The 19,991-nt window shown below is 47.8% G+C and carries 23 protein-coding genes and 2 pseudogenes; 8 read left to right on the top strand and 17 right to left on the bottom strand.

Going from position 1 to position 19,991, the window contains the following annotated elements; genetic code table 11:
• Positions 1-150: 150 nt before the first annotated feature.
• The 3 genes and pseudogenes from NSS88_RS09705 to NSS88_RS09695 all read right to left on the bottom strand — a co-directional run.
• Positions 151-402, bottom strand: coding sequence for an EamA family transporter (locus NSS88_RS09705; protein WP_064213445.1), 252 nt, complete (start codon positions 400-402; stop codon positions 151-153).
• Between the two features lie 53 nt (positions 403-455).
• Positions 456-1,703 carry an RNA-guided endonuclease InsQ/TnpB family protein gene (locus NSS88_RS09700; protein WP_341084229.1) on the bottom strand — a complete coding sequence of 416 codons (1,248 nt, stop codon included), beginning with the start codon at positions 1,701-1,703 and terminating at the stop codon, positions 456-458.
• A gap of 139 nt (positions 1,704-1,842) precedes the next feature.
• A pseudogene (locus tag NSS88_RS09695) lies at positions 1,843-2,538 on the bottom strand (DMT family transporter); the annotation flags it as partial.
• A 269-nt stretch (positions 2,539-2,807) separates the two neighbouring features.
• Here NSS88_RS09695 and NSS88_RS09690 point away from each other — a divergent pair.
• On the top strand, positions 2,808-3,281 hold the full coding sequence (locus NSS88_RS09690; protein ID WP_053532362.1) for a hypothetical protein: 474 nt from the start codon (positions 2,808-2,810) through the stop codon (positions 3,279-3,281).
• A gap of 109 nt (positions 3,282-3,390) precedes the next feature.
• Here the strand turns inward: NSS88_RS09690 and NSS88_RS09685 are convergent, their stop codons facing one another.
• Positions 3,391-3,528, bottom strand: a complete 138-nt coding sequence (locus NSS88_RS09685; protein WP_233434091.1) for a hypothetical protein — start codon at positions 3,526-3,528, stop codon at positions 3,391-3,393.
• Positions 3,529-3,761: 233 nt separating this feature from the next.
• Between NSS88_RS09685 and NSS88_RS09680 the strand changes: the two genes are divergently transcribed.
• From NSS88_RS09680 to NSS88_RS09665, 4 genes are all read left to right on the top strand, one after another.
• Positions 3,762-4,259 carry a L,D-transpeptidase family protein gene (locus NSS88_RS09680; protein ID WP_341084227.1) on the top strand — a complete coding sequence of 166 codons (498 nt, stop codon included), beginning with the start codon at positions 3,762-3,764 and terminating at the stop codon, positions 4,257-4,259.
• 170 nt (positions 4,260-4,429) lie between these two features.
• Positions 4,430-5,335 carry a hypothetical protein gene (locus tag NSS88_RS09675; protein WP_055358655.1) on the top strand — a complete coding sequence of 302 codons (906 nt, stop codon included), beginning with the start codon at positions 4,430-4,432 and terminating at the stop codon, positions 5,333-5,335.
• Between the two features lie 147 nt (positions 5,336-5,482).
• Complete coding sequence (locus NSS88_RS09670) at positions 5,483-5,941, top strand: helix-turn-helix domain-containing protein (RefSeq protein WP_013524778.1); 459 nt, start codon at positions 5,483-5,485, stop codon at positions 5,939-5,941.
• 13 nt (positions 5,942-5,954) lie between these two features.
• Positions 5,955-6,563, top strand: coding sequence for a DUF4411 family protein (locus tag NSS88_RS09665; protein ID WP_060788623.1), 609 nt, complete (start codon positions 5,955-5,957; stop codon positions 6,561-6,563).
• 354 nt (positions 6,564-6,917) lie between these two features.
• Here the strand turns inward: NSS88_RS09665 and NSS88_RS09660 are convergent, their stop codons facing one another.
• From NSS88_RS09660 to NSS88_RS09635, 6 genes and pseudogenes are all read right to left on the bottom strand, one after another.
• Entirely contained in the window at positions 6,918-7,298 is a 381-nt protein-coding gene (locus NSS88_RS09660; protein ID WP_061580898.1) for a hypothetical protein, read from the bottom strand.
• Positions 7,299-7,310: 12 nt separating this feature from the next.
• Positions 7,311-8,231: an ADP-ribosylglycohydrolase family protein gene (locus tag NSS88_RS09655; protein ID WP_341084217.1), complete on the bottom strand. Its 921-nt coding sequence runs from the start codon at positions 8,229-8,231 to the stop codon at positions 7,311-7,313.
• A gap of 158 nt (positions 8,232-8,389) precedes the next feature.
• Positions 8,390-9,508 (bottom strand): annotated as a pseudogene (locus tag NSS88_RS09650) (RNA-guided endonuclease InsQ/TnpB family protein).
• 173 nt (positions 9,509-9,681) lie between these two features.
• Entirely contained in the window at positions 9,682-10,428 is a 747-nt protein-coding gene (locus NSS88_RS09645; protein WP_153016543.1) for a hypothetical protein, read from the bottom strand.
• 493 nt (positions 10,429-10,921) lie between these two features.
• The gene (locus NSS88_RS09640) at positions 10,922-11,194 is read right to left on the bottom strand and encodes a hypothetical protein (protein ID WP_035018403.1); all 273 of its coding nucleotides are present in this window, start codon (positions 11,192-11,194) and stop codon (positions 10,922-10,924) included.
• 498 nt (positions 11,195-11,692) lie between these two features.
• The gene (locus tag NSS88_RS09635) at positions 11,693-12,031 is read right to left on the bottom strand and encodes a hypothetical protein (protein ID WP_061580552.1); all 339 of its coding nucleotides are present in this window, start codon (positions 12,029-12,031) and stop codon (positions 11,693-11,695) included.
• A gap of 448 nt (positions 12,032-12,479) precedes the next feature.
• Here NSS88_RS09635 and NSS88_RS09630 point away from each other — a divergent pair, with 448 nt between their 5' ends.
• On the top strand, positions 12,480-13,559 hold the full coding sequence (locus tag NSS88_RS09630; RefSeq protein ID WP_341084211.1) for an MFS transporter: 1,080 nt from the start codon (positions 12,480-12,482) through the stop codon (positions 13,557-13,559).
• A 20-nt stretch (positions 13,560-13,579) separates the two neighbouring features.
• Here the strand turns inward: NSS88_RS09630 and NSS88_RS16740 are convergent, their stop codons facing one another.
• From NSS88_RS16740 to NSS88_RS09600, 6 genes are all read right to left on the bottom strand, one after another.
• Positions 13,580-13,834 (bottom strand): hypothetical protein, encoded by a 255-nt coding sequence (locus tag NSS88_RS16740; protein WP_063329480.1) that lies wholly within the window; start codon positions 13,832-13,834, stop codon positions 13,580-13,582.
• A gap of 52 nt (positions 13,835-13,886) precedes the next feature.
• Positions 13,887-14,195, bottom strand: a complete 309-nt coding sequence (locus tag NSS88_RS09620) for a hypothetical protein (RefSeq protein WP_061580554.1) — start codon at positions 14,193-14,195, stop codon at positions 13,887-13,889.
• A 127-nt stretch (positions 14,196-14,322) separates the two neighbouring features.
• Positions 14,323-14,652 carry a hypothetical protein gene (locus NSS88_RS09615; protein ID WP_341084208.1) on the bottom strand — a complete coding sequence of 110 codons (330 nt, stop codon included), beginning with the start codon at positions 14,650-14,652 and terminating at the stop codon, positions 14,323-14,325.
• A complete protein-coding gene (locus NSS88_RS09610) occupies positions 14,645-15,778 on the bottom strand; it encodes an IS4 family transposase (RefSeq protein ID WP_121678437.1) in 1,134 nt (377 codons plus the stop codon). The genes NSS88_RS09615 and NSS88_RS09610 overlap by 8 nt, the downstream gene beginning before the upstream one ends.
• A gap of 30 nt (positions 15,779-15,808) precedes the next feature.
• Positions 15,809-16,297 carry a hypothetical protein gene (locus tag NSS88_RS09605; protein ID WP_341084205.1) on the bottom strand — a complete coding sequence of 163 codons (489 nt, stop codon included), beginning with the start codon at positions 16,295-16,297 and terminating at the stop codon, positions 15,809-15,811.
• Complete coding sequence (locus tag NSS88_RS09600) at positions 16,290-16,412, bottom strand: hypothetical protein (protein ID WP_268761877.1); 123 nt, start codon at positions 16,410-16,412, stop codon at positions 16,290-16,292. The genes NSS88_RS09605 and NSS88_RS09600 overlap by 8 nt, the downstream gene beginning before the upstream one ends.
• Before the next feature lie 293 nt (positions 16,413-16,705).
• On the opposite strand from NSS88_RS09600, the gene NSS88_RS09595 reads away from it, so the two are divergent.
• Both NSS88_RS09595 and NSS88_RS09590 read left to right on the top strand, forming a co-directional pair.
• Positions 16,706-17,764, top strand: coding sequence for an IS630 family transposase (locus NSS88_RS09595; protein WP_339239467.1), 1,059 nt, complete (start codon positions 16,706-16,708; stop codon positions 17,762-17,764).
• A 92-nt stretch (positions 17,765-17,856) separates the two neighbouring features.
• The gene (locus NSS88_RS09590) at positions 17,857-18,309 is read left to right on the top strand and encodes an N-acetyltransferase (protein ID WP_015375987.1); all 453 of its coding nucleotides are present in this window, start codon (positions 17,857-17,859) and stop codon (positions 18,307-18,309) included.
• A gap of 323 nt (positions 18,310-18,632) precedes the next feature.
• Here NSS88_RS09590 and NSS88_RS09585 read toward each other — a convergent pair whose 3' ends face one another.
• Positions 18,633-19,880 carry an RNA-guided endonuclease InsQ/TnpB family protein gene (locus NSS88_RS09585; protein ID WP_341084199.1) on the bottom strand — a complete coding sequence of 416 codons (1,248 nt, stop codon included), beginning with the start codon at positions 19,878-19,880 and terminating at the stop codon, positions 18,633-18,635.
• Positions 19,881-19,991 lie beyond the last annotated feature (111 nt).

Genomic DNA, 19,991 nt, shown 5'->3' with positions numbered 1-19,991 from the left:
GCAAAATCCTGCCGATGGCACAAAAATGGCTGTCCCTTTTCGAGAAGAGACAGCCAAGACGCCGACCGCAATGTGAAGCCCCCTCCATTCCTGGATATGAATGTTTCGCCACTTGCACGCAAGGCCTAGAAGTGGGGGATTCCAAGGCGGCTACATCCCCGCCTTCCTTCCCCCAGCCGCCACTTTCGCCCGGCGGAAACGGGCGATCACGTTATCCATCCCCCCGCTGCCGAACAACACGCCCGCGACGATGAAAAGAAAACCAGCCAGCTGCATCGGCGAAATCGGCTCGCCCAGCAGCCAATGCGCCCCAAGAAGCGAAAAAAACGGATTGAGATTGATGAACACCGCCGACTCAGCGGGACCAAGATGTTGAACAGCCTGGTTGTGAACTACCCCCACTTAATTTTCTAGCGAAAATTTGAAGTGGGGGCTTCCAAAGAAGTTTGACTGCTTCAAGCAATCCTTATTCTTTGAGGCGTGTCCACTTCGCCGCTAGAGCATAAGACACTCAGGTCTACAGCTTTACTTTTCTTTAAGATGTTTAATGCGCCATTGACATCAGCATTCATTAGTTTGCCAGACTTTGTTCGATACAAGCCGCGCTTAATACGTTTGCCGCTGAACTTATATTCTTTTGGATTGTCGGCATTATATTCAGGAATCTCATCGCCGTCAAAAAAGCTGGCTTGAGACGTATAGGATTCTTCCTGTTTCAAGAATTCAATGCCGTAAAATTCACAAAGATATTCTAGTTTTTCTTTTATGTTACCGAGAGGAATATTGACAAAGTTTTGATTTGTCTTTTTTCCTAGATTCATATTGCGTTGCCATGTTTCCGCATAGCCAATGACAAGTTTGCCAATTTGATTTTCAATACAGTAGTTAATGATGTAACGGCAAGTCTTGTTGATATAATCATTCACTTTATTATTGCGATTCATAGCAAGCAAAGCCTGTTTACGAGTGGTGCCTTTGATTTTTTGCTTATCTTTTATGCTTTGAAGTCTGGCATTTTCTTTGTTAAACCATTGATTTATACTTTTTAATCTCCGCCCATCAATGATGAATGATCTGCCGTCTGATGTGACACAAGTGGCAACATTGTTTAATCCTAAATCAATTGCCAGTGCTTTTTGGTCATTTAATTCTCTTTGATCTTCAGGCATTTCATATTTGTACTGAATCTCAAAGAACCTGGCATGATGCTTAGGAATGATTTCAATCTGCTTAATCTTTTTGTCCAGTAACACAGGCGGAATCGTTATCGTGATAGGCTTGTGAGTCTTTTTAAATAGGCGAGAATACGGTATCGTGAATTTGTTGCCGTCTATACGAATCTGGCCAATGATCAGTGAATGAAAGCCATCTTTTTTAAGATATTTTGGAATACTGATAGCCTTGTGGTCATATTTTCCTTGTTTGGCAAGACTGATCAAACCAAAGAAAGATGTAAAGGCTTCATTGACCTTTTTTAAAATTTGCTGTGCCATGTTGCTGTTTAACAGCTTATAGTTTTCGTTAGTTTTTGCAAGATGATAGTTTTTCTCATAATTAAGAAATTCCTTGTGTTCAAAATAGTATTGTCTGACATTGTACAATCCGACGTTGTACATGTTCTTGGCAATATGGCACAGTTCTCGAAGAGTCAAGTATTCTTCTTTGGTCAAACCATTTAGCTGTTGTTTGATACAAAAATACATGTTTTCACCTCCCATCTAACTATATTATACTATATTTTACTGAATCTATCCTATTTTCAGCAAAATATAGTTAAGGCGATTCATCTCCCACTTACTCCGCTTCGCTTCGTTGAAGTGGGAGTCTTCTCGCCTAATTAAGATAAAACATATGGCCAAGCGCCGTCGCGACGACCGCCGAAGCAAGGAAAATCATCCAAAGCGGAAGCGTGCCTTCTTTCAAACTCGATAGGCCGCTCGGCTCGAGCACGAGGCTTAAGACAAACAGCCAAAGCGACCCGAAGACAAGCATCCACCCAGTCATCAACCGCGCCTCGACCGTCGCTTTTTTGATCATAATAAAGCTGATCCCTTGCGCCAAAACAGCCAAAAAGACGTACACATCCCCAATGGACAAATGGCCAAGGCCCCCGTCGCCGCTCGCCACAACAAACACGACGCCAAAAAACCCAAGCGCAATGCCAAGCAGCCGAAACAACGTCGGCCGCTGGCCTAAAAACACGATCGCCAACAGCGCCGTCACAAGCGGCACAAGCCCTAACACAAGACCCGCATTCACCGCTGTCGTCCTCGCAATTCCCAACGCTAAAAAGAAGTGATGGGCCACGACGCTGAACAAGGCGGCCACGCCAATCTGTTTCGCCTCCTTCCAACTGACTCGTTCCAGCTTGCCGATCCCCCATAAAAACAAAAGCACGACCAACCCGGCCGTTAGAATGCGCAGCGCTGTCAACGCGACGGGCGAAAAATGCTCCACCAAAACTTTCAACGCCGTCACATTCAGCCCCCAGGCGACCATGATCCCGACAAGCAACACATAAATGAATGATCTCTTCATCCCTCTCTCCCTCTCCTGCACGTTCGGTTTTTCTCAACATGGAAAAGGAAAAACGGAGCCGATGGACGCTCCGCTTTCCCACCCGTTTCCGCATAGAACGAATGAATTCAATTCCGCTGCAATGGCTTCTACCCTCTATTTTACTACACCACAGCGGATTTTTTGACTCAAAAGCACCGTCATCTCAAGCCCGCAGCATGTTCTTCCTTTCTCCGCCCATATCGGCCGTCCATCGTGCATATCGTATAACAGAGAGGAGAGAAGACCCCATGTTCCCACGCTACCGTCAAAAAACGATCCGAGCCAGGACGGGGGTGGCGGTTCTCACTGCCGCCGCCGTGTTGGTGGCGATTTTGACCCTGTTTCTTTCGAACGAACAAAATGAGGCGAAGGAAATCGTGGACAAGTTTTACCGCTATGAACAGGCAGGGGATTTTGGCAGCTCTTGGGGGCTGTTTCACCCGCTCATGAAAAAGAAATTCCCAAAAGACGTCTACATCCAGCGCCGTGCCCACGTCTTTATGCAAGACTTCGGCGTCGAGACGTTCGACTACCGCATCGATGAGGTGGAAAACCTGTCGTCATGGTCGATGTCTGATGAGAACAAACCGCTTCACGACGTGTATCGCGTCCGCGTCATTCAGACGTTCCATAGCGCTTTTGGCGTGTTCGAAATCCATCAAGACGTCTTCGTCGCCAAAGAAAAAGGGGAAAAGAACATTTTGTTCCCTTACCGCCCGTAACCCCAACATCGACGCGGCCCCGATATCGAACGGGCGCCGCTTTCACCGCTCCTTCCATTCCTCGATGATCTCAAGCGTCCGATTCATGCCGACATTGTATATCAACAGCTTAAGCAAGTTTTCCCGCTCCTCTTTTGCAAAAAAAGAGATCGCCGTCCATGATCTCAAGCGGGACAGGGGAAAGCTCGGCATACAGCTCATCATCAACCTTCTGTCCTTCCTCTGGTTTTAGGACAAACGTTCTCATTCGCGCCATCCTCCTTTTTCCCCTACACGTTTTGACAAGAAACACCCGTTAGGCAACGCTCCCTGTCAAGTATAGACTAACGCACAGCGCGTTCATACGGCATTGGCGGCCGCATGCCATGCGCATGAGACTCTCTTCCCATTTGAGCAACCTTATTCGAATCTTCTCATACACTAATGTATCATCAATCGGAGCTGGTTTCTCCATCCAGCGAAAAAAAGGAGCGAAATGCCATGTACAAACATATCGTCAAACGCGGGGAAACGATCGCATCCATCGCCAGAGACTACCGCACGTCTGTCGAGGCGCTGCTTCGCGCCAACGGCCTCACCGCCTCGTCCGTCATCTTTCCCGGCCAAGCGATCATCATCCCCCACCTCCCGGCGAAAGGCTCGATTCCGTATACGATCCATGTATCGATCAGCCGCCGCCAGCTGACGTTAAAACACCGGGGACGAACGATCCGCACGTATCCGATCGGCGTCGGGAAAATGGTCACCGCCACGCCTGTCGGCGATTTTGTCATCGTCAACCGCCAGCCGAACCCGGGCGGTCCGTTCGGCGCGATGTGGTTAAGCTTATCCAAACTCCATTACGGCATCCACGGCACGAACGACCCGTCCTCGATCGGCAAATACGTATCCAAAGGCTGTATCCGCATGCACAACAAAGACGTGCTCGAGCTCGCCTCCATCGTCCCGAACGGAACGGAGGTGTTTATCCGGCCGTGAGGGCAAAACAGCGTCATTCATCCGTCTGTTCTGAGTCACAACCCGTTTTATTTTTCAAGAAGATGTCATTCACTCCCACCGAACGAACACCGTGTTTCCGCTCACGATGGCAGCTGACAACCGGTCGGGCAAGTAGTATAATTAGGTCAAAAGCGAATGGAGTGAAGACGATGCCAGGCGGGATCTCGCATCACGCCAAAGACATTTTGTTCAAATCACTCAGCGCATTGTACCAAAACCAAGCCCTCGATGTGTACGGACTTCACGGACTCCCACGGATCAAAGCACTGCTTCCAACCGAATTTCCGTCTGTACGGGCGGATGAACGGCGCGCCGACACCGTGTTTCTTCTCGAAGACGATTCCATTTTGCTTCTGGAATACGAAAGCAACGAACGATTTCTCGACAACCATTTGAAGTATCTCGATTATGCCTGTCGGCTCCTCCACACATACTATCAACAGGAAAAACGAATCCGCCCGATTCGCATCGTTGTGATCTACACAAGCGATGTCACGAGCGCCCGCGAACAGCTTGACGCCGGCGATGTGCTTCTTTCATCCAAAGCAGTGCTGCTTGGCGAATTCAACGGCGATGCGATTTTCCATGCCATTGAAGAAAAAGTCCACAACGGCGAACCGCTCACTCCGGAAGAAACGATGAAACTCATCCTCGTGCCGCTCATGCACACCCGCTTCGACCGGCAAACGATGATCGAAAAAACGATCGAACTGGCGAAAACGATCGACGACGAACCGAAACAGCTGCACATCATCGCCGGCGTCCTGACCGCCACAGATAAATTCATCGACCGGTCATACGCCGAAAAAGTAAAGGAGTGGATCAAAATGAACAAAGTGTTTCGCCTATTAGTCGAAGAACTTGAACAAGAAAGAGAAGAAATGTTGAAGAAAGTGATGCAGGAAAAAGAACAGGCGATCAAGCAAACGGAAAAACGGAAGGCCATCGAAATCGCCAAAAATTTGCTTGACGTCCTCCCCATTCACGAAATCGCCAAACGAACCGGGCTGACCGTCGCCGAAGTCGCCGACCTCGCAAAGGAAATGGACAAATAGGCAGCACAAAAGAGCCGCAACCGCGCGGCTCTTTTCATCCTCCCTTTGCTGCTTGGCAAGATCTCAATTTCTTTTGTTTCCTTTTTTTCTTTTGTTTCTCCAGCCAAAATAGTATAATGGATATAAACATCAAGGAGGAAAAGAAAAATGAGTACTTTGTCCCGCAAAACAGAAACCCGAAAGACAGCCCCCCCACCTCTTCACGAAACTGTACTAAGCGACAACGTTCGACGTTATGTAGAATTGGTCCAACAGTCGCTTGAACTTGAGAAGCGAAAAAAAGAAATCTATTCCAACCTAAGCGACCAGGAAAAACAGAGCGTACGGCATATTCTTACCGAAATGGCGGAACAAACAATTCCAGATGATCTCCATGTCCGCGATGTGGCTCTTCTGCTTGATGTCACGCCGCAAATGGTGCGCCGTTATTGCGCAGAAGGAAAAATCGAGGCTTACCAACGGCTTGGAGACAGTGGAAAATGGATCATCCCGGCCGCACAGTTTTTTCACCACCCAAACTGGCCTTCATTTCTCCAAATGAGAGAACAGCTGAAAAGCCAGTCGATTCGTATCGCGGAAAAAATGGAAAAAGAGTTTGGAGAATAGGAGAAAGTTCTTCATGAGCGGAAACGGCACGGAAACAAAAGCATATTTGCTGGATACAAACGTATTCCGATACAAGTCAAGCCCATCTGCCCACACGAACCACAAAAAAGCCGCCAAGCGTTTTTGGAAAGATGTTTTGCAGGAAGTTCGCCATGAAGAGGCTGTGCTCTATATCCCTAAAGAAGTCATCCGAGAGCTTGAATTGCAATCCTACACACTTGGCGAAAAGGAAAGACAACGGATCTCGGAATTGTTGGAAAATATAACGATAACGATTCCCGATTGGACAACTCCCGATATGGAACATCAAGTAAGGAAAATGGTGGCTTATATTCGCTCTGAATACCAGAGGAAAATCAATGCCATGAGAGACATGGAATACGGCAGCGTGTCTGATGCCCGTATCCTGCTAACCGCTTGGCAATACGACTGCATTCTCGTCACAGCCAATATAAAAGATTTTGCGCTTTATCCTCTTCTGTTTCCTCAACACGAACATAGACTGCTTAATCTTTTATCAAATGATTATATCACCATTTCTCCGAGCATATATGACACCATTCATCATGACCCAATATTCACGGGCATGCTCCAAGAATTGAATGACTTCATCAACAGATGATTTAGACCGCATCGTCTTCCTAAAAGCACAACAAAGTCATTTCTCTATTTTGCCGGTCGCCAATGGCAAACCGCAGAGCCGATCAAAACGAAACAAGCATTCCTTGTTATCACTTCCTCCCAGAATGATGTTCCTGATGCCGGAAACAACAAAGCGAATCGGCCTGACCGTCGCCGAAGTCGCCGACCTCGCGAAGGAAATGGACAAATAGGCAGCACAAAAGAGCCGCAACCGTTCGGCTCTTATCACTGGTCTTTTCCCTATGGCTCTTGGCGTGTGGAACAAGCAACAGTCGGACTTTTCCCTTGGCCTTTGGCCGCCAAAGCGAGCGCACGTCCTAGTGTGTCAATCCCTCTACTCGCCGCTTGCCAATCTCTGACGGGCTTCATCCGTTAACAACAAATACGGACGGCGTTTCCCCTCCTCCTGGCGCATCACTTTCTCCGTCCACGGGTGAAGCAAAAACAGCCCTAACTTTAGACGGGATTCCGGGTCCACCATTTTTTGCCGCACGCCATCTTCATGGGCGATGAGTTTTTCAATCACGTTGAGCATCGCCTTCTTGCTTAGAAACACTTCCTTTTCCTTCGAACTCAAGCGCACGGTAATCCCCTCATCGGAAAACGAGACGACGCGAAACGCTTCCTTCCCTTTGAACGTCGATACGACTTTTCCTTCGTACAGTTCAACCAACAACGATTTCCACATGTTCTCGGCAAACGTTTGTCGATCCATCCGTTTCACCCCCTATCTTTCTTTGTCCCTCATTCCATTCGCCCCATCCGAACCGCTCGAACTGAACGAACGCCGAACATCCGCCAATTGCAACGCCAGTTTTTCCAATTCATCAGCGCAAACGATCGCTTCCACAAACCGCTTCGGCAGCTGGCTGTATCCGATTTCCAGCCCTTTCAGTCCTCCCGCAATGGCTGCAATCGTATCGCTGTCTCCACCCATATTCGCCGCCGAAATGACGACATCTTCGAACGAGTCACAACGGAGCAGCCAATGCAGCACCCACCCCATCGTATGGACGACATACCCGTCAGGAGGGTAGACAGGCGTCACCATAAGCAGCGGCTCATAACGGGTATGCTCCACTTCTTTCCGAATCGCCTTGGCGAGCGGCTCTCCTTGAAGCACCCGAAAGGCGACGCGGTTGTAAATCAGGCACGCCTCTGTCGCCCGTTCGTCCGCATGCGTCATGCGGGAATGCAAAGCCGTTATTTCTTCCATCTTCTCTTGGTCCGCATATGCCAGCGCGATCGGCAAACAGCGCATCAGTGACCCATTGCCTGCACATCTTCCCCCTAACTCCTCGCAAGCCTGCACCGCGGCTGAAAACCAGTCGCCCTGATACCGCCTCAACACCGTGCGGATGATGATGCCGACATCGGGCGGGTCAGTCTCGTACCACCGCCAAAACTCTTCGCCAATGTCATGAATCGGGCATGTCGGATCGCGAATAATCCCCCGCGCCACCGCGATCGTCATCGCCGTATCGTCCGTTACTTCCCCGGGCTTCAAGTCAAGGAAACCGCCGCCAATGATGTCCGTCACCTTTCCATACTTACGGCGGACGTCATCAGCGCTCATAAACTCCGTCGTCGCCCCAAGCGCATCCCCGATCGCCACCCCAAACAAGCCACCTTTGATTCGATCCAGCACCCTGCAGGCTCCCCCCTTCTCTATGTGTCAACTACCCCCACTTCGCTAACGCTTGAAGTGGGGGCTTGCAACTCCCCAGAAGTGCGAGCGGACTTCGTCCTCCTTCCTTGACTTGGGGTTGCATTAGGGGCAGGTTGACAACTGCCCAACGACGCAGGTCATGCCTGTGTCGTTCCTTCAACGATGTACTCTATTCCTTTTCGTTGAAGGTTCATAGCACCAATGCGGTCATCGTTTGAGGTGTATCCGCATGTTCAGCAACAAAAGGTGTGTGTACGCTTGTTTCGATTGGCTTTTTCCGTATGACCACACTTTGGACATGTCAAAGAGGTGTAATGCGGAGCAACCACCATCACTTTTGACCCATGCAAACGTGCCTTATACTCTAACATTTGACGGAACTGATAGAACGCCCACGATACAGTTTCATATCGGTCATGGATACGTACACGTTCTGTTTTTTCACGAATGCCTGTTAAATCTTCTAATACAAAAAGGGTACGTTCTCCATATTGACGAACGAGTGCCTTCGTGACAGCATGGTTCACATCCGTCATCCAACGGTTTTCTCGTTGTCCGATTGTTTTCAACTTCCGACGCGCAGAAGCCGTCCCTTTTTGCTGGAGGGTTTTTCGCATTCGTTTGTACTTCGCCCGCATATGCTTGATTTTTCGTCCGTTAAAAAAGGTAGTTTTCCCTTGCGAATCATAAGCTGCTGCAAAAAAGTTAACCCCTACATCGACACCGACCACTTGGCGAATGTTGTGTTCATCTACGGTCGGAATTGTTTTAGTCATGGGAATGTGCAAAAAGAATTTGTTATGCTTATAGACGAGTTTGGCTGTGCCAAACGTCCATGAGCCATCAAAATATTGTTCCATGCCTTTTGGTTCGAATGGCACTTTGATTCGTCCTTCTAGCGTATTGACAGAAAATAACCCTTGAACAATGGAGTAATCTCGATTCCAAACGAGATCATATTCAGGCTTTTTAAAGCGAACCAATGTCCATTCATGACCATTGCTTTTTAGGGAACGGTATCTAGCGATCACCGTTTTAATCACAGATTGCGCCATTTGTGAACGCAAAGCGTAGTTTGATCGAAGTAGACGATAGGTCATGTCGTGTAACTTGGCTTGTGCAAGCACTTTTGTGTCAAAAATCACAACAGATACAGCGTTGCACGCTTGTCGATAAGCGGAAAGGGTGGCTTTCAATACTTCTGCTTGTTCCGCTGTTGGGTAAATTTTTATTTTGGCTGTTAACGTCATGTCCATTTGTCTCACCTCTCTTTCACTAAATATATTTAATATATTATATCACCTCCCCCACTTACTCCCTTTGGTCGTTGAAGTGGGGGTCTCCTCGCCAAAGACGATGAACGGCCTCAATTGTCAAAACCATCGATTGCGATCCATCGCGGTTGCACACCACACTGCCCTAAAGGTCTTCAGGCCGACGTCAAGTTATTCCCCGGATTACCGTCCGGATTCGTCCGCTCATAGCCGCCGCCCTGTTCCTCGGTCAAGTTCACATCAGTATTCCCGTCGCCGTCGCGCCAATATCCTTCAATCCACTGCCCGTCACGCCAATGTCCTTCCACCCAGTGCGGGCGGACATGATGCGTTCCCGGACTTTCGTCTGACTCGACGGCCGCAGCTGCTTCAAGGGACGCGGAACTGACCAGCTGACTCTGAACATCTGCACCATGGGTTTCCAAGTTCACATCTTCACTCCCCTCAACCCCATCACCGTAGTCTGCTCCATCGATCATGTCGACAATTCCGACAGCCAACGTTCCGATCGCCGCCGTTTTGGCGATGCTGGCCAGCCCGTTTTTCACCTTTTGGACGTCATCATCGCGCATCCCCTCATACACTTCCTTGCCGCTTTGGTATGTATGTTTAGCGGTCTCATATACGCCTTTTGCCGTGCGTGAAATCGACTGGCCGATGCTCTCGATCCCCCTCTCAATCTTCGCCTCGTCCTTTTGGATAAGGCCGGAAGCCGTATTCCACACGCCGTCGACTGCCTGGCCGAACGTGTCGCCAGCGAACTCAGACGCCTTTTTCACCCCGTTTCCGACCTCTTTGAGAAAGCGGCTGTCCGCCAGCTCGCCGACTGCGTTTACCGCCCCTCCAATCAATGCGCCTGTTGCTTTCCCTGCTAATCTGCCAAGTTCCCGAAACGCACTCAATGAAGTTCCCTCCATGTCCGTCGATGTAGATGTCCGTTGTTTAATTTCGACCTTTTTCCTCATAACCCTTTTCCTTCCTCCCAGCATTCCGGTGTTGACTAGTTCACAGATTTTTTTCCCATAAATAAACCGCCCTATCATCAGGACGGACTTCCCGTTGGCATATGGTTCGTTATCCGATGTTCGTTTCCATAGATTCGCCAATCCCTCCTTTTAAAACTGTGTGACATCATCGCTCAACACGGAAAAAAATCAAGGCGTTATACAAAAAAGAGCGCTTTAGACATTATCGAGAGTTTGGTCATCATACCGGTGTCGTAAGAAATTCCCGCCTCATACCATGAAAAAAACCTTCTATAGGGAAGGTGTATTTGGCATGCCTATCTTTATATATTCTCACGGTCACAGCCTCCAAAGATGAAAAGTGAAGCCTTGGAGCTACTCGCTCCAAGGCTTCACTTGATGGCTATGGGGACAACCTCTTTTCGCGCTCTTATCCTCCCATAACACGAGCTAAATAATAATAAAAACTCCAAAGACCTAAAGAACTAAGGCTACTTAACAAGACAGCAAGCGATAAAAATAGGCTAGCATTGGATTCCTTTCTATAACGAACCAGAAACATAATGGACAGGATGATACCAGCAACGAAAAAGGGTAGCCATACTAGCCATAAAGAACCGAAGGGGAACCCAGTATCTATGAGGTAACCCACTATAAAAACAAGATTGACGAATAAAATTACAGGAAGAATTATTTTCTTCATTTACATTTTCACCTTTTTCTATCCTGCGTGCTTCCCTCAAGGGAGCGACATTCCGTGGTGCACCAGACTACTGGGGTCTGTCTATCCTTCGGACTTTTACGTACCATAGATACAACGACCTCATGACCCCAGCTGCAAGGAGACCATTCGACAGAAGGTTGTTTTCATCCTTCCGATGGTGACGAAATTTTTTTGTCATGGGAGTCTAACAGCCGACTTCCCTCCTCGATAGGCCAGCGCTACCTTCCATCCCTGCACCGTGTTACGCCCTCTCCTCACCCCGGCCTAATTCCACTAGTCTGTATGCCCGTCAGCCAAACCCCACCGCCCCTAGCGCTTTCGTTCCTTATGCATCACCTTGGCGCCCGACTCTGTCCCTTGTTAACCAAAATCACCCTCACGATGTACATCTTATTTCGTCACACCGCCGTTATGCCTAGGATCAACCATGCAAAAATATTCAGCCATAAACAAAGATGCCCGCTGTTGAAGTGCGGTTTACATTTTCTCCAGTTCGTCCAAAGAAAGATACCTGACGGGATTTTGTCCCTTGAATCTTCTCGCTATTTCACTTTCCTTCCGTCGCAACTTCTGCAGAATTTCTACTGGAGCCTCTACGCCCTCAAACCGCCTTTTTTTCTGACCTTTTTCCTCGATAGTTTCCCACTTTTCAGGACGAAAAGCACAAACGATTTTTCCATGATTGATCCCTACTACATACTGGATATACGAGAACCTCCGTTCGCTTATCAGCCAGTTTCCACGTATCGCTTCATAGTAGTCTTTTCCCTCTGCCAATGTATGATGGATTTTTACCAGCACTATTTCTTCCTTCACGTCCTTCTCCTCCCTTTGTCCGTTGATACACACCGCTGTGCGCTGAAGAAACATGTCCAGTCATAAGACGACTGCACCTGTCTCGGACCTTTGGCCTTGATTGATGGGTTCGGGTATGTACTCATTACCCGTTTCGTTACAGTCGTTTATCGTGGGCATCCCCTCTTGCCAGCAGCGTTTTTCAGGTAAACATTGACTTGCTTCTGCGTCCAGTTAACGGGATTGCCTCGCCCATGCAAAATCATTTCCAGCTGATATTGCTTCCCCCATCATCAACCTTATGCCCTTCTCGCTGAAGACTCTCTGTTCATTTCACCCCAAACGTCGGCCTTTTCCAGTGCACCGCAGCGCAATCGGCCATGAAAAGTGAAAAGAAATTCATGCCATTTATAACTGATTCTATATACCCTCAAAAAACCCTTTTTATTCCACGAATTCATCAAAACCTATGACAATGGAAACGGCAAAATTTCGGGCGGTGACAGGCACCAAACATGTTTGGGGATTGGCCGCTATGGCCTCTGGTTTTGTTCAAACCGAGGGACAGCTAAAACTCGTTCGATTCTTGCTAGGCGTAGCTGAAGGAGGGGTTTGGCCAGCGGTTCTCGTATTGCTCGCCAACTGGTTTACCCTTCAAGAACGAGCGCGGGCTAACGCATTTTGGATGGCTTGCTTGCCTGTTTCCGCCATCCTCATGGCGCCAATCACAGGCATTTTATTGAAGCATTTCAGCTGGAAGACAGTGCTCATTTTGGAAGGCATCCCACCCATTGTTTGGGCGTTTGTATGGTATGCGATGATTAAAGACCGTCCAACTGAAGCTAAATGGATGGATGAGAACGAAAAACAGCAATTATTGCACGCCTTGACTGCTGAACAAAGCCAATCCGCCAAATCTCAAGGATATGCGGCTGCATTTAAAAACAAAGCCGTTTGGGGACTTGTCATCATGTACTTCCTCTGGATGACTGGATTTTACGGTTATACGATGTGGGTGCCTAGCGTTGTCAGTGAGTTCACCGACGATTCATCTGTCATGGGGTGGTTGACCGCCATTCCGTTCACATGCGCGCTCGTTGGCATGATTGTGAACTCATCTTGGTCGGATCGGCGCATGAACCGCACACAACACGTCGTCATCCCGTTGTTTGTAGCAGCTTGCGCTATGATAATGGGACAGTTTGTAGAAACACCTCTGTTAAAAATGATTCTCTTATCCATCACAGCAATCGGCGTATATGCACCATACGGGCCGCTCTGGGCGATCCCGACGGCCATTATTCCTGCTGAAGTAGCCGGTGCAGCCATGGGCTTGCAAAACGCCATCGGCAACCTTGGTGGTTACAACGGACCAAAATTCTTTGGTGTACTCAAAGACCTAACAGGGAACTACCATGCAGGCTTTTATTTCTTAGCCTTGTCTCTCGCCTTGGCAGGCATTGTCACCTTCTTTTTAGGAAAAACCATACCGCAGAGGCAAGCTTCGGCTACCTCAGCAAGCAATCAAAAAACAGTACATTCGAACTGACATACGCTCGCCTGCCATTTTTAGCGAGCAAGAACTTCACCGTCGTCCTCAAGGACGGTATCATCCGCATCTCGGTCGACCACGGCACTGCCTTGGACATTGCCGAAAAAACTTAGCCGGCGAGCAAAGCATGCTCGAGGCCATCCGCGTCGCTGTTGAACTGTCTCCAGAAGCAAATGCGTAAACACGAAAATCGGCAGCCTATCCTTGGGGCTGCCGTCTTTTTGAAAAACAAAAGATGCATAAAGATCAGAAGAAGGATGTTTCTCCTTCACCCATAAACAGTTTCCCCTCTTTTGTCCATACATATTTGACAAACAGGGGCCCTCATTTCCCATCACCATGATCCCGTTTCCGCTGGCGGCACCATTTCCGGATCTTTTTCAATTCCCGCTTGACGTTGATCATCTCATTATGTATTTTTACCCAGTCTTTTTCCCCCAACAATCTTAGGTCGATCATTTTCAAATGATCCCATGCTCGTTGAACCGTTTGTTCATCATAATTCCCAGGGTTAGTAATGATGTCTAAAAGCCTCTCCTTCGTATTGCCTAAACTTCTTATGATTTCTTTTAAATATTCTATTTCCATTTGTCTGCTGTCCAGCAGCCAATGTATCTGTTCCTGTTTTTCCATCAAGCTTTCCCCCTTTGATCTCCCCGCGGATACGTCGTTCCAAGGCATTTACCAAAAAAGATCCTAAAGGTCCTTTTCCTTGAAATATAAACCAAAACCTCTCCCCTACAACATCCGCCCATCCCGTTCACTCCACTTTCTTGCCCATCACCCGCTCGATCATCGCAAGCAGAGCCAGCCTTCTTTTTTCAAAAAACTCGTCAAAATCATCCGCTCTTATGGATGTCACATCAATGACATGCGTTTGCAGGATGTCATCCAACACCGTTGCCGAAACGCCGTTCCTCTCCTCCAATTTCTTCAAATATACACTTGGAGCATCACGGCCAATCATCCGATTCGTTTTATAGGACAATGAAGTTTTATTCATAATACAATCGTACTTCGCTTTCTCAATCCCTCGTTTTTCACAATAGTCACGAGGGAAAATATGGTGACACGAGTGTTGATTATCCAAAATTAGACATACGCCTTCCATAAATTTGGGCATACTCAAACAAAGCAGCGGCCATCCCGGATTTCCAATCGAGAGGAAGCTGCCCAGAGAAAAAACGGCGAACAAACGAAATGAAGGAAAGAGAGACGTTCGTCCGTTTTTTGGTTTGATCATACAGCCATCGCAGCAACACATACGCGATGAACGCCGCAAACAGTTGGTTGTATACCGCATTTTCCGTCGTGCCAAACAAGGTCGGGACATTCAGATATTGCTTCACCCAACGGAAAAAGATCTCAACAGTCCAACGTTGTTGGTACATGTCGGCAATGGTTTCCGCAGACGCATGGAAGAGGTTCGTCACGACCCGAATGTCGCGGCCATTCGCATCTCGAAAGATCACTACCCGGTGACGCTTGGTGGAGCGGTATTGTTTCGTTCCCAACTGGCACGTGAAGTCGGCTTGAACCGATGAAGATGCGCTCGGAAGGCGGTTCAAGCTTTTTTTCTGATGAAGTTCGATGTTGTCCTTCATCCGAATGACAAAGAGCTGATGCTGCTCCACAAATCGATCGAGGCGTTCGATTTTGAAATACGCCCGGTCTTCCACCAGCACTTGTTGAGCGTTCGTCAACTGTTCTCCCACCGGGCCATCATGACGCAGTCCGATGGTTTCCACCACGTCTGCCGGCAACGAGGATTCCGGCGAATACGCGACGTGCAGCTTCACTCCGGCGCGTTCGCCGTGATACGGAGCCCATGGGAGGCGGTTTTTCCCGACCGTGACGGTCGTCGAATCCACCACCCGAAGCGGTTTGGGAAACCGAAGCGAACGGCGGGTTTGGCGGTTGCACTTGGAAATGATCAACGCCAACAAGCGTTTCATGATGTCATAGGGAACTTCTTTCGCTTTCTTGGATACTGTGGAATAATGGAATCGCGGCAATCCATACAGAGGCCCCACATCGGCTCCGTGGCGAAAGCTTTTCCATTGATGCATGGCGGCCAGCAGGAAGAAGTGAATCAACTCGCGCAACGTAAAGGTTCGAGACGAATCACGATACCCAACCGCTTCGGCAATCAGTTGAATCTCTTCATCCGAAACAAGTTTTTGCATCAAATTCGGGAGTGTGGTATGCTTGTTCATAGAGAGCACCTCCTGGGTTTGTTTGTGTTGCTACTCACATTCTACAGGAAAGGTGCTCTTTTTTCTATACCCTTTGGATTTTATTGGATAATCAACACGCCTGATATGGTGAATATCAATCGATTCGCCGTAATACGTCTGAATATCAATCGGCACCCCAGATAAGAAATCCCGCGCCCCTTCCCTCATGAGCAAGGCGTGCAACCCTTTATAAGCGGCGCTGTTTCGCGTGCGCAGCGTGAAGAGACGGTCAGCGGCGAAATGGGCATCCCGCACCGTCGTCGGCTCCGCACCGCCGCGAATCCATTCGACGACTTCCACCACGTCACGGGCAATCCGCGTCTCCGTCGCTCCTCCGTATAGTTCACCCAATACGCCACACCAATACCAGCGGGCAATTTGATCACGGACATGGACATTATGCGCTTCTTTCCCTAGTTCTACAAAAATGGCTGCCAGCGGGATCAACTGAGTGCCGTACGGCAAGTCGCGCGCGGAAAACACATGCTGCTCATGCAAAAATTGAGCCGCCTGAATAAACCCTTTCAAGAAGCTGTGTTCGGCATTCTTGAATGCTCTCAAGCAAATCAAGCAAACTTTCGACCGTACTGTCAAACGTGGTAATCGTGCTCATATCCTTCCCCCCTCGTTTCATGAAAAACCCTACATTTCCATACGATTTAATCGACCAATATGCCATCATCTAATGCATATTCCTGTTGCTTTCCAAAAAACACTTTATTCTTTCGACAATGGCATTCTTGTTCCTCCTGCCGCGCAGCGTTTGGCAGAAACATCCCCCAGCCAACGAAAATTCGTAATTGAATATATATATATGCTCATTGAAAAGTTAACCTTCGTATAAGTGGTGCCCACTCCGGTTATACTGCTCCTAAGGAAAAGCATGGAAAAGGAGCGGAATTCTGCATGAAACGTCTCAAAATCACCAACGATCACGGATGGACACCTCGGACACTTCGCAAACAGGAACGGAAAATCAAAAACACCCTTCTTCGCCAACGGGTGATGGCGGTTCGCCTGGTCATGGAAGGCTATTTGGGCAAAGAGGTGGCCTCCATGGTCAACGTGTGCCGACAAACCGTTTCCCATTATGTGTCGCTGTTCAACGAAGGCGGTCTGGAGCTCTTGCTTCATCGGGATTTCGCCCCCGGGCGGGAGCCGTTTCTCACCGAAGAACAGCAGGAAGAGATCAAACAGCTTGTGTTGACCACCACTCCCGCGGAACTGGGCTGGGACGTCGCTTCGGCGTGGAACACCAAACTCCTGCAATCCTATGTCGAAAAGCACTTCGGTGTTTCCATTTCCCGCGAAGCGTTGCGAAAACTCCTGCACCGCAAAGGGCTGTCGTGGACACGGCCGACCTACACATTGGCGAAAGGCGATCCGGATCGACAAAAGAATTTTGAGAAACAGATCGACTTCATAAAAAAAAACTTAATGGATCCTGATTCGGTCTTGTTGTACCTTGATGAAACACATATCCGCTCTTACCATGTCTTGCGGTCCACATGGTCGGAAGTCGGCCGCCAAAAACAAGTGCCGACGTTCGGCCATCATGCCCACGTATCGCTGTTTGGCGCGGTCAACATCCACGATGGCGAAACGGTGCTTCATCAAACGACCGCTGCCAATGCCGCGACGTTCTTGGATTTCTTGAGAATGCTCAAAGAGCGCTATCCGGACCGTCTCATGGTCTTGGTGTTGGATAACGCCCGCATTCACCATGCCAAAATGGTCAAGGAGTTTTTGCAGGAAGAAGGGCAGTGTTTTCACTTTATTTACCTTCCTCCCTATTCGCCACAGCTGAACCCGATCGAACGCTTATGGAAATGGCTGAAAGATACGGTGATTGCCAATGTATTTCACAAGGATCGCAACGATATCATTCAAGCCATTACTCGGTTTGTCCACTACATCCACGAACGTCCGGAGGAAGTGCTGCAGCGCTTAGGGTGTGCAGGATGACTGAGAAGTTAACTCTTCATGTTGCATGTATATAGAAACAAAATATTGTATATTTATAAACATACAATGACGACTGATCGCGAGGGATCCCAATGCAAATCGACCATGCCGTCACGAGCGATGTCAAAGACATGCACGCGCTCATCCAACACTATGCAAAAAAAGGACTCGTGCTGCCCCGCTCGCTGCTGTCCATCTACCAGCACTTGCAATGCATGTATGTCGCCAGGGAAAACGGCCAAATCGTCGGCACCGCCGGGCTGCATATCCTAGGGCACGATCTCGGGGAAGTGCGTTCGCTCGTCGTATCTCCTGACCATATGGGGAAAGGAATCGGCCGCCTGCTCGTCCACCATATTGCCGACGAGGCGGCCAGACTCGGGGTGAAGCGGTTAATATCCTTTACTTACCAAGTCGAGTTTTTTCGAAAATGCGGGTTTGAGATCGTAGATAAATCAACACTGCCGGAAAAAGTGTGGATTGATTGCGTCAACTGCCCGAAACTGGACTGTTGCGATGAAACAGCCATGATCAAATACATTTGACCCTTCTCCCACCTGCGCAACCGCGAAAAGGTGGGAGATTTGCTTGAAAACAACCGCCCTGCGATAGAGCGGTTGACACCTGCTTCTTTGTCGAGACGGTGCGACATGTGAGGTCTTCGCCAATTCTCCCCGACTCGTGCGCCCCAGCGGCATTGAAATAGCGAAGGACGACATCGTCGAGCCCATAGCAGAGGCAAAATCGGCCAAAACTAATGGATTTGTTCGTTAATCATATGAAAATTAATATTCACCGGTGTGAACTACCCCCACTTAATTTTCTAGCGAAAATTTGAAGTGGAGGCTTCCAAAGAAGTTTGACTGCTTCAAGCAATCCTTATTCTTTGAGGCGTGTCCACTTCGCCGCTAGAGCATAAGACACTCAGGTCTACAGCTTTACTTTTCTTTAAGATGTTTAATGCGCCATTGACATCAGCATTAATTAGTTTGCCAGACTTTGTTCGATACAAGCCGCGCTTAATACGTTTGCCGCTGAACTTATATTCTTTTGGATTGTCGGCATTATATTCAGGAATCTCATCGCCGTCAAAAAAGCTGGCTTGAGACGTATATGATTCTTCCTGTTTCAAGAATTCAATGCCGTAAAATTCACAAAGATATTCTAGTTTTTCTTTTATGTTACCGAGAGGAATATTGACAAAGTTTTGATTTGTCTTTTTTCCTAGATTCATATTGCGTTGCCATGTTTCCGCATAGCCAATGACAAGTTTGCCAATTTGATTTTCAATACAGTAGTTAATGATGTAACGGCAAGTCTTGTTGATATAATCATTCACTTTATTATTGCGATTCATAGCAAGCAAAGCCTGTTTACGAGTGGTGCCTTTGATTTTTTGCTTATCTTTTATGCTTTGAAGTCTGGCATTTTCTTTGTTAAACCATTGATTTATACTTTTTAATCTCCGCCCATCAATGATGAATGATCTGCCGTCTGATGTGACACAAGTGGCAACATTGTTTAATCCTAAATCAATTGCCAGTGCTTTTTGGTCATTTAATTCTCTTTGATCTTCAGGCATTTCATATTTGTACTGAATCTCAAAGAACCTGGCATGATGCTTAGGAATGATTTCAATCTGCTTAATCTTTTTGTCCAGTAACACAGGCGGAATCGTTATCGTGATAGGCTTGTGAGTCTTTTTAAATAGGCGAGAATACGGTATCGTGAATTTGTTGCCGTCTATACGAATCTGGCCAATGATCAGTGAATGAAAGCCATCTTTTTTAAGATATTTTGGAATACTGATAGCCTTGTGGTCATATTTTCCTTGTTTGGCAAGACTGATCAAACCAAAGAAAGATGTAAAGGCTTCATTGACCTTTTTTAAAATTTGCTGTGCCATGTTGCTGTTTAACAGCTTATAGTTTTCGTTAGTTTTTGCAAGATGATAGTTTTTCTCATAATTAAGAAATTCCTTGTGTTCAAAATAGTATTGTCTGACATTGTACAATCCGACGTTGTACATGTTCTTGGCAATATGGCACAGTTCTCGAAGAGTCAAGTATTCTTCTTTGGTCAAACCATTTAGCTGTTGTTTGATACAAAAATACATGTTTTCACCTCCCATCTAACTATATGATACTATATTTTACTGAATCTATCCTATTTTCAGCAAAATATAGTTAAGGCGATTCATCTCCCACTTACTCCGCTTCGCTTCGTT

This window comes from Geobacillus sp. FSL W8-1251, assembly GCF_038005945.1.
Classification (GTDB): Bacteria; Bacillota; Bacilli; order Bacillales; family Anoxybacillaceae; genus Geobacillus; species Geobacillus stearothermophilus.
Note: the sequence above shows the minus strand (reverse complement) of the source record. Positions and strands in the feature narration are given on the sequence as shown.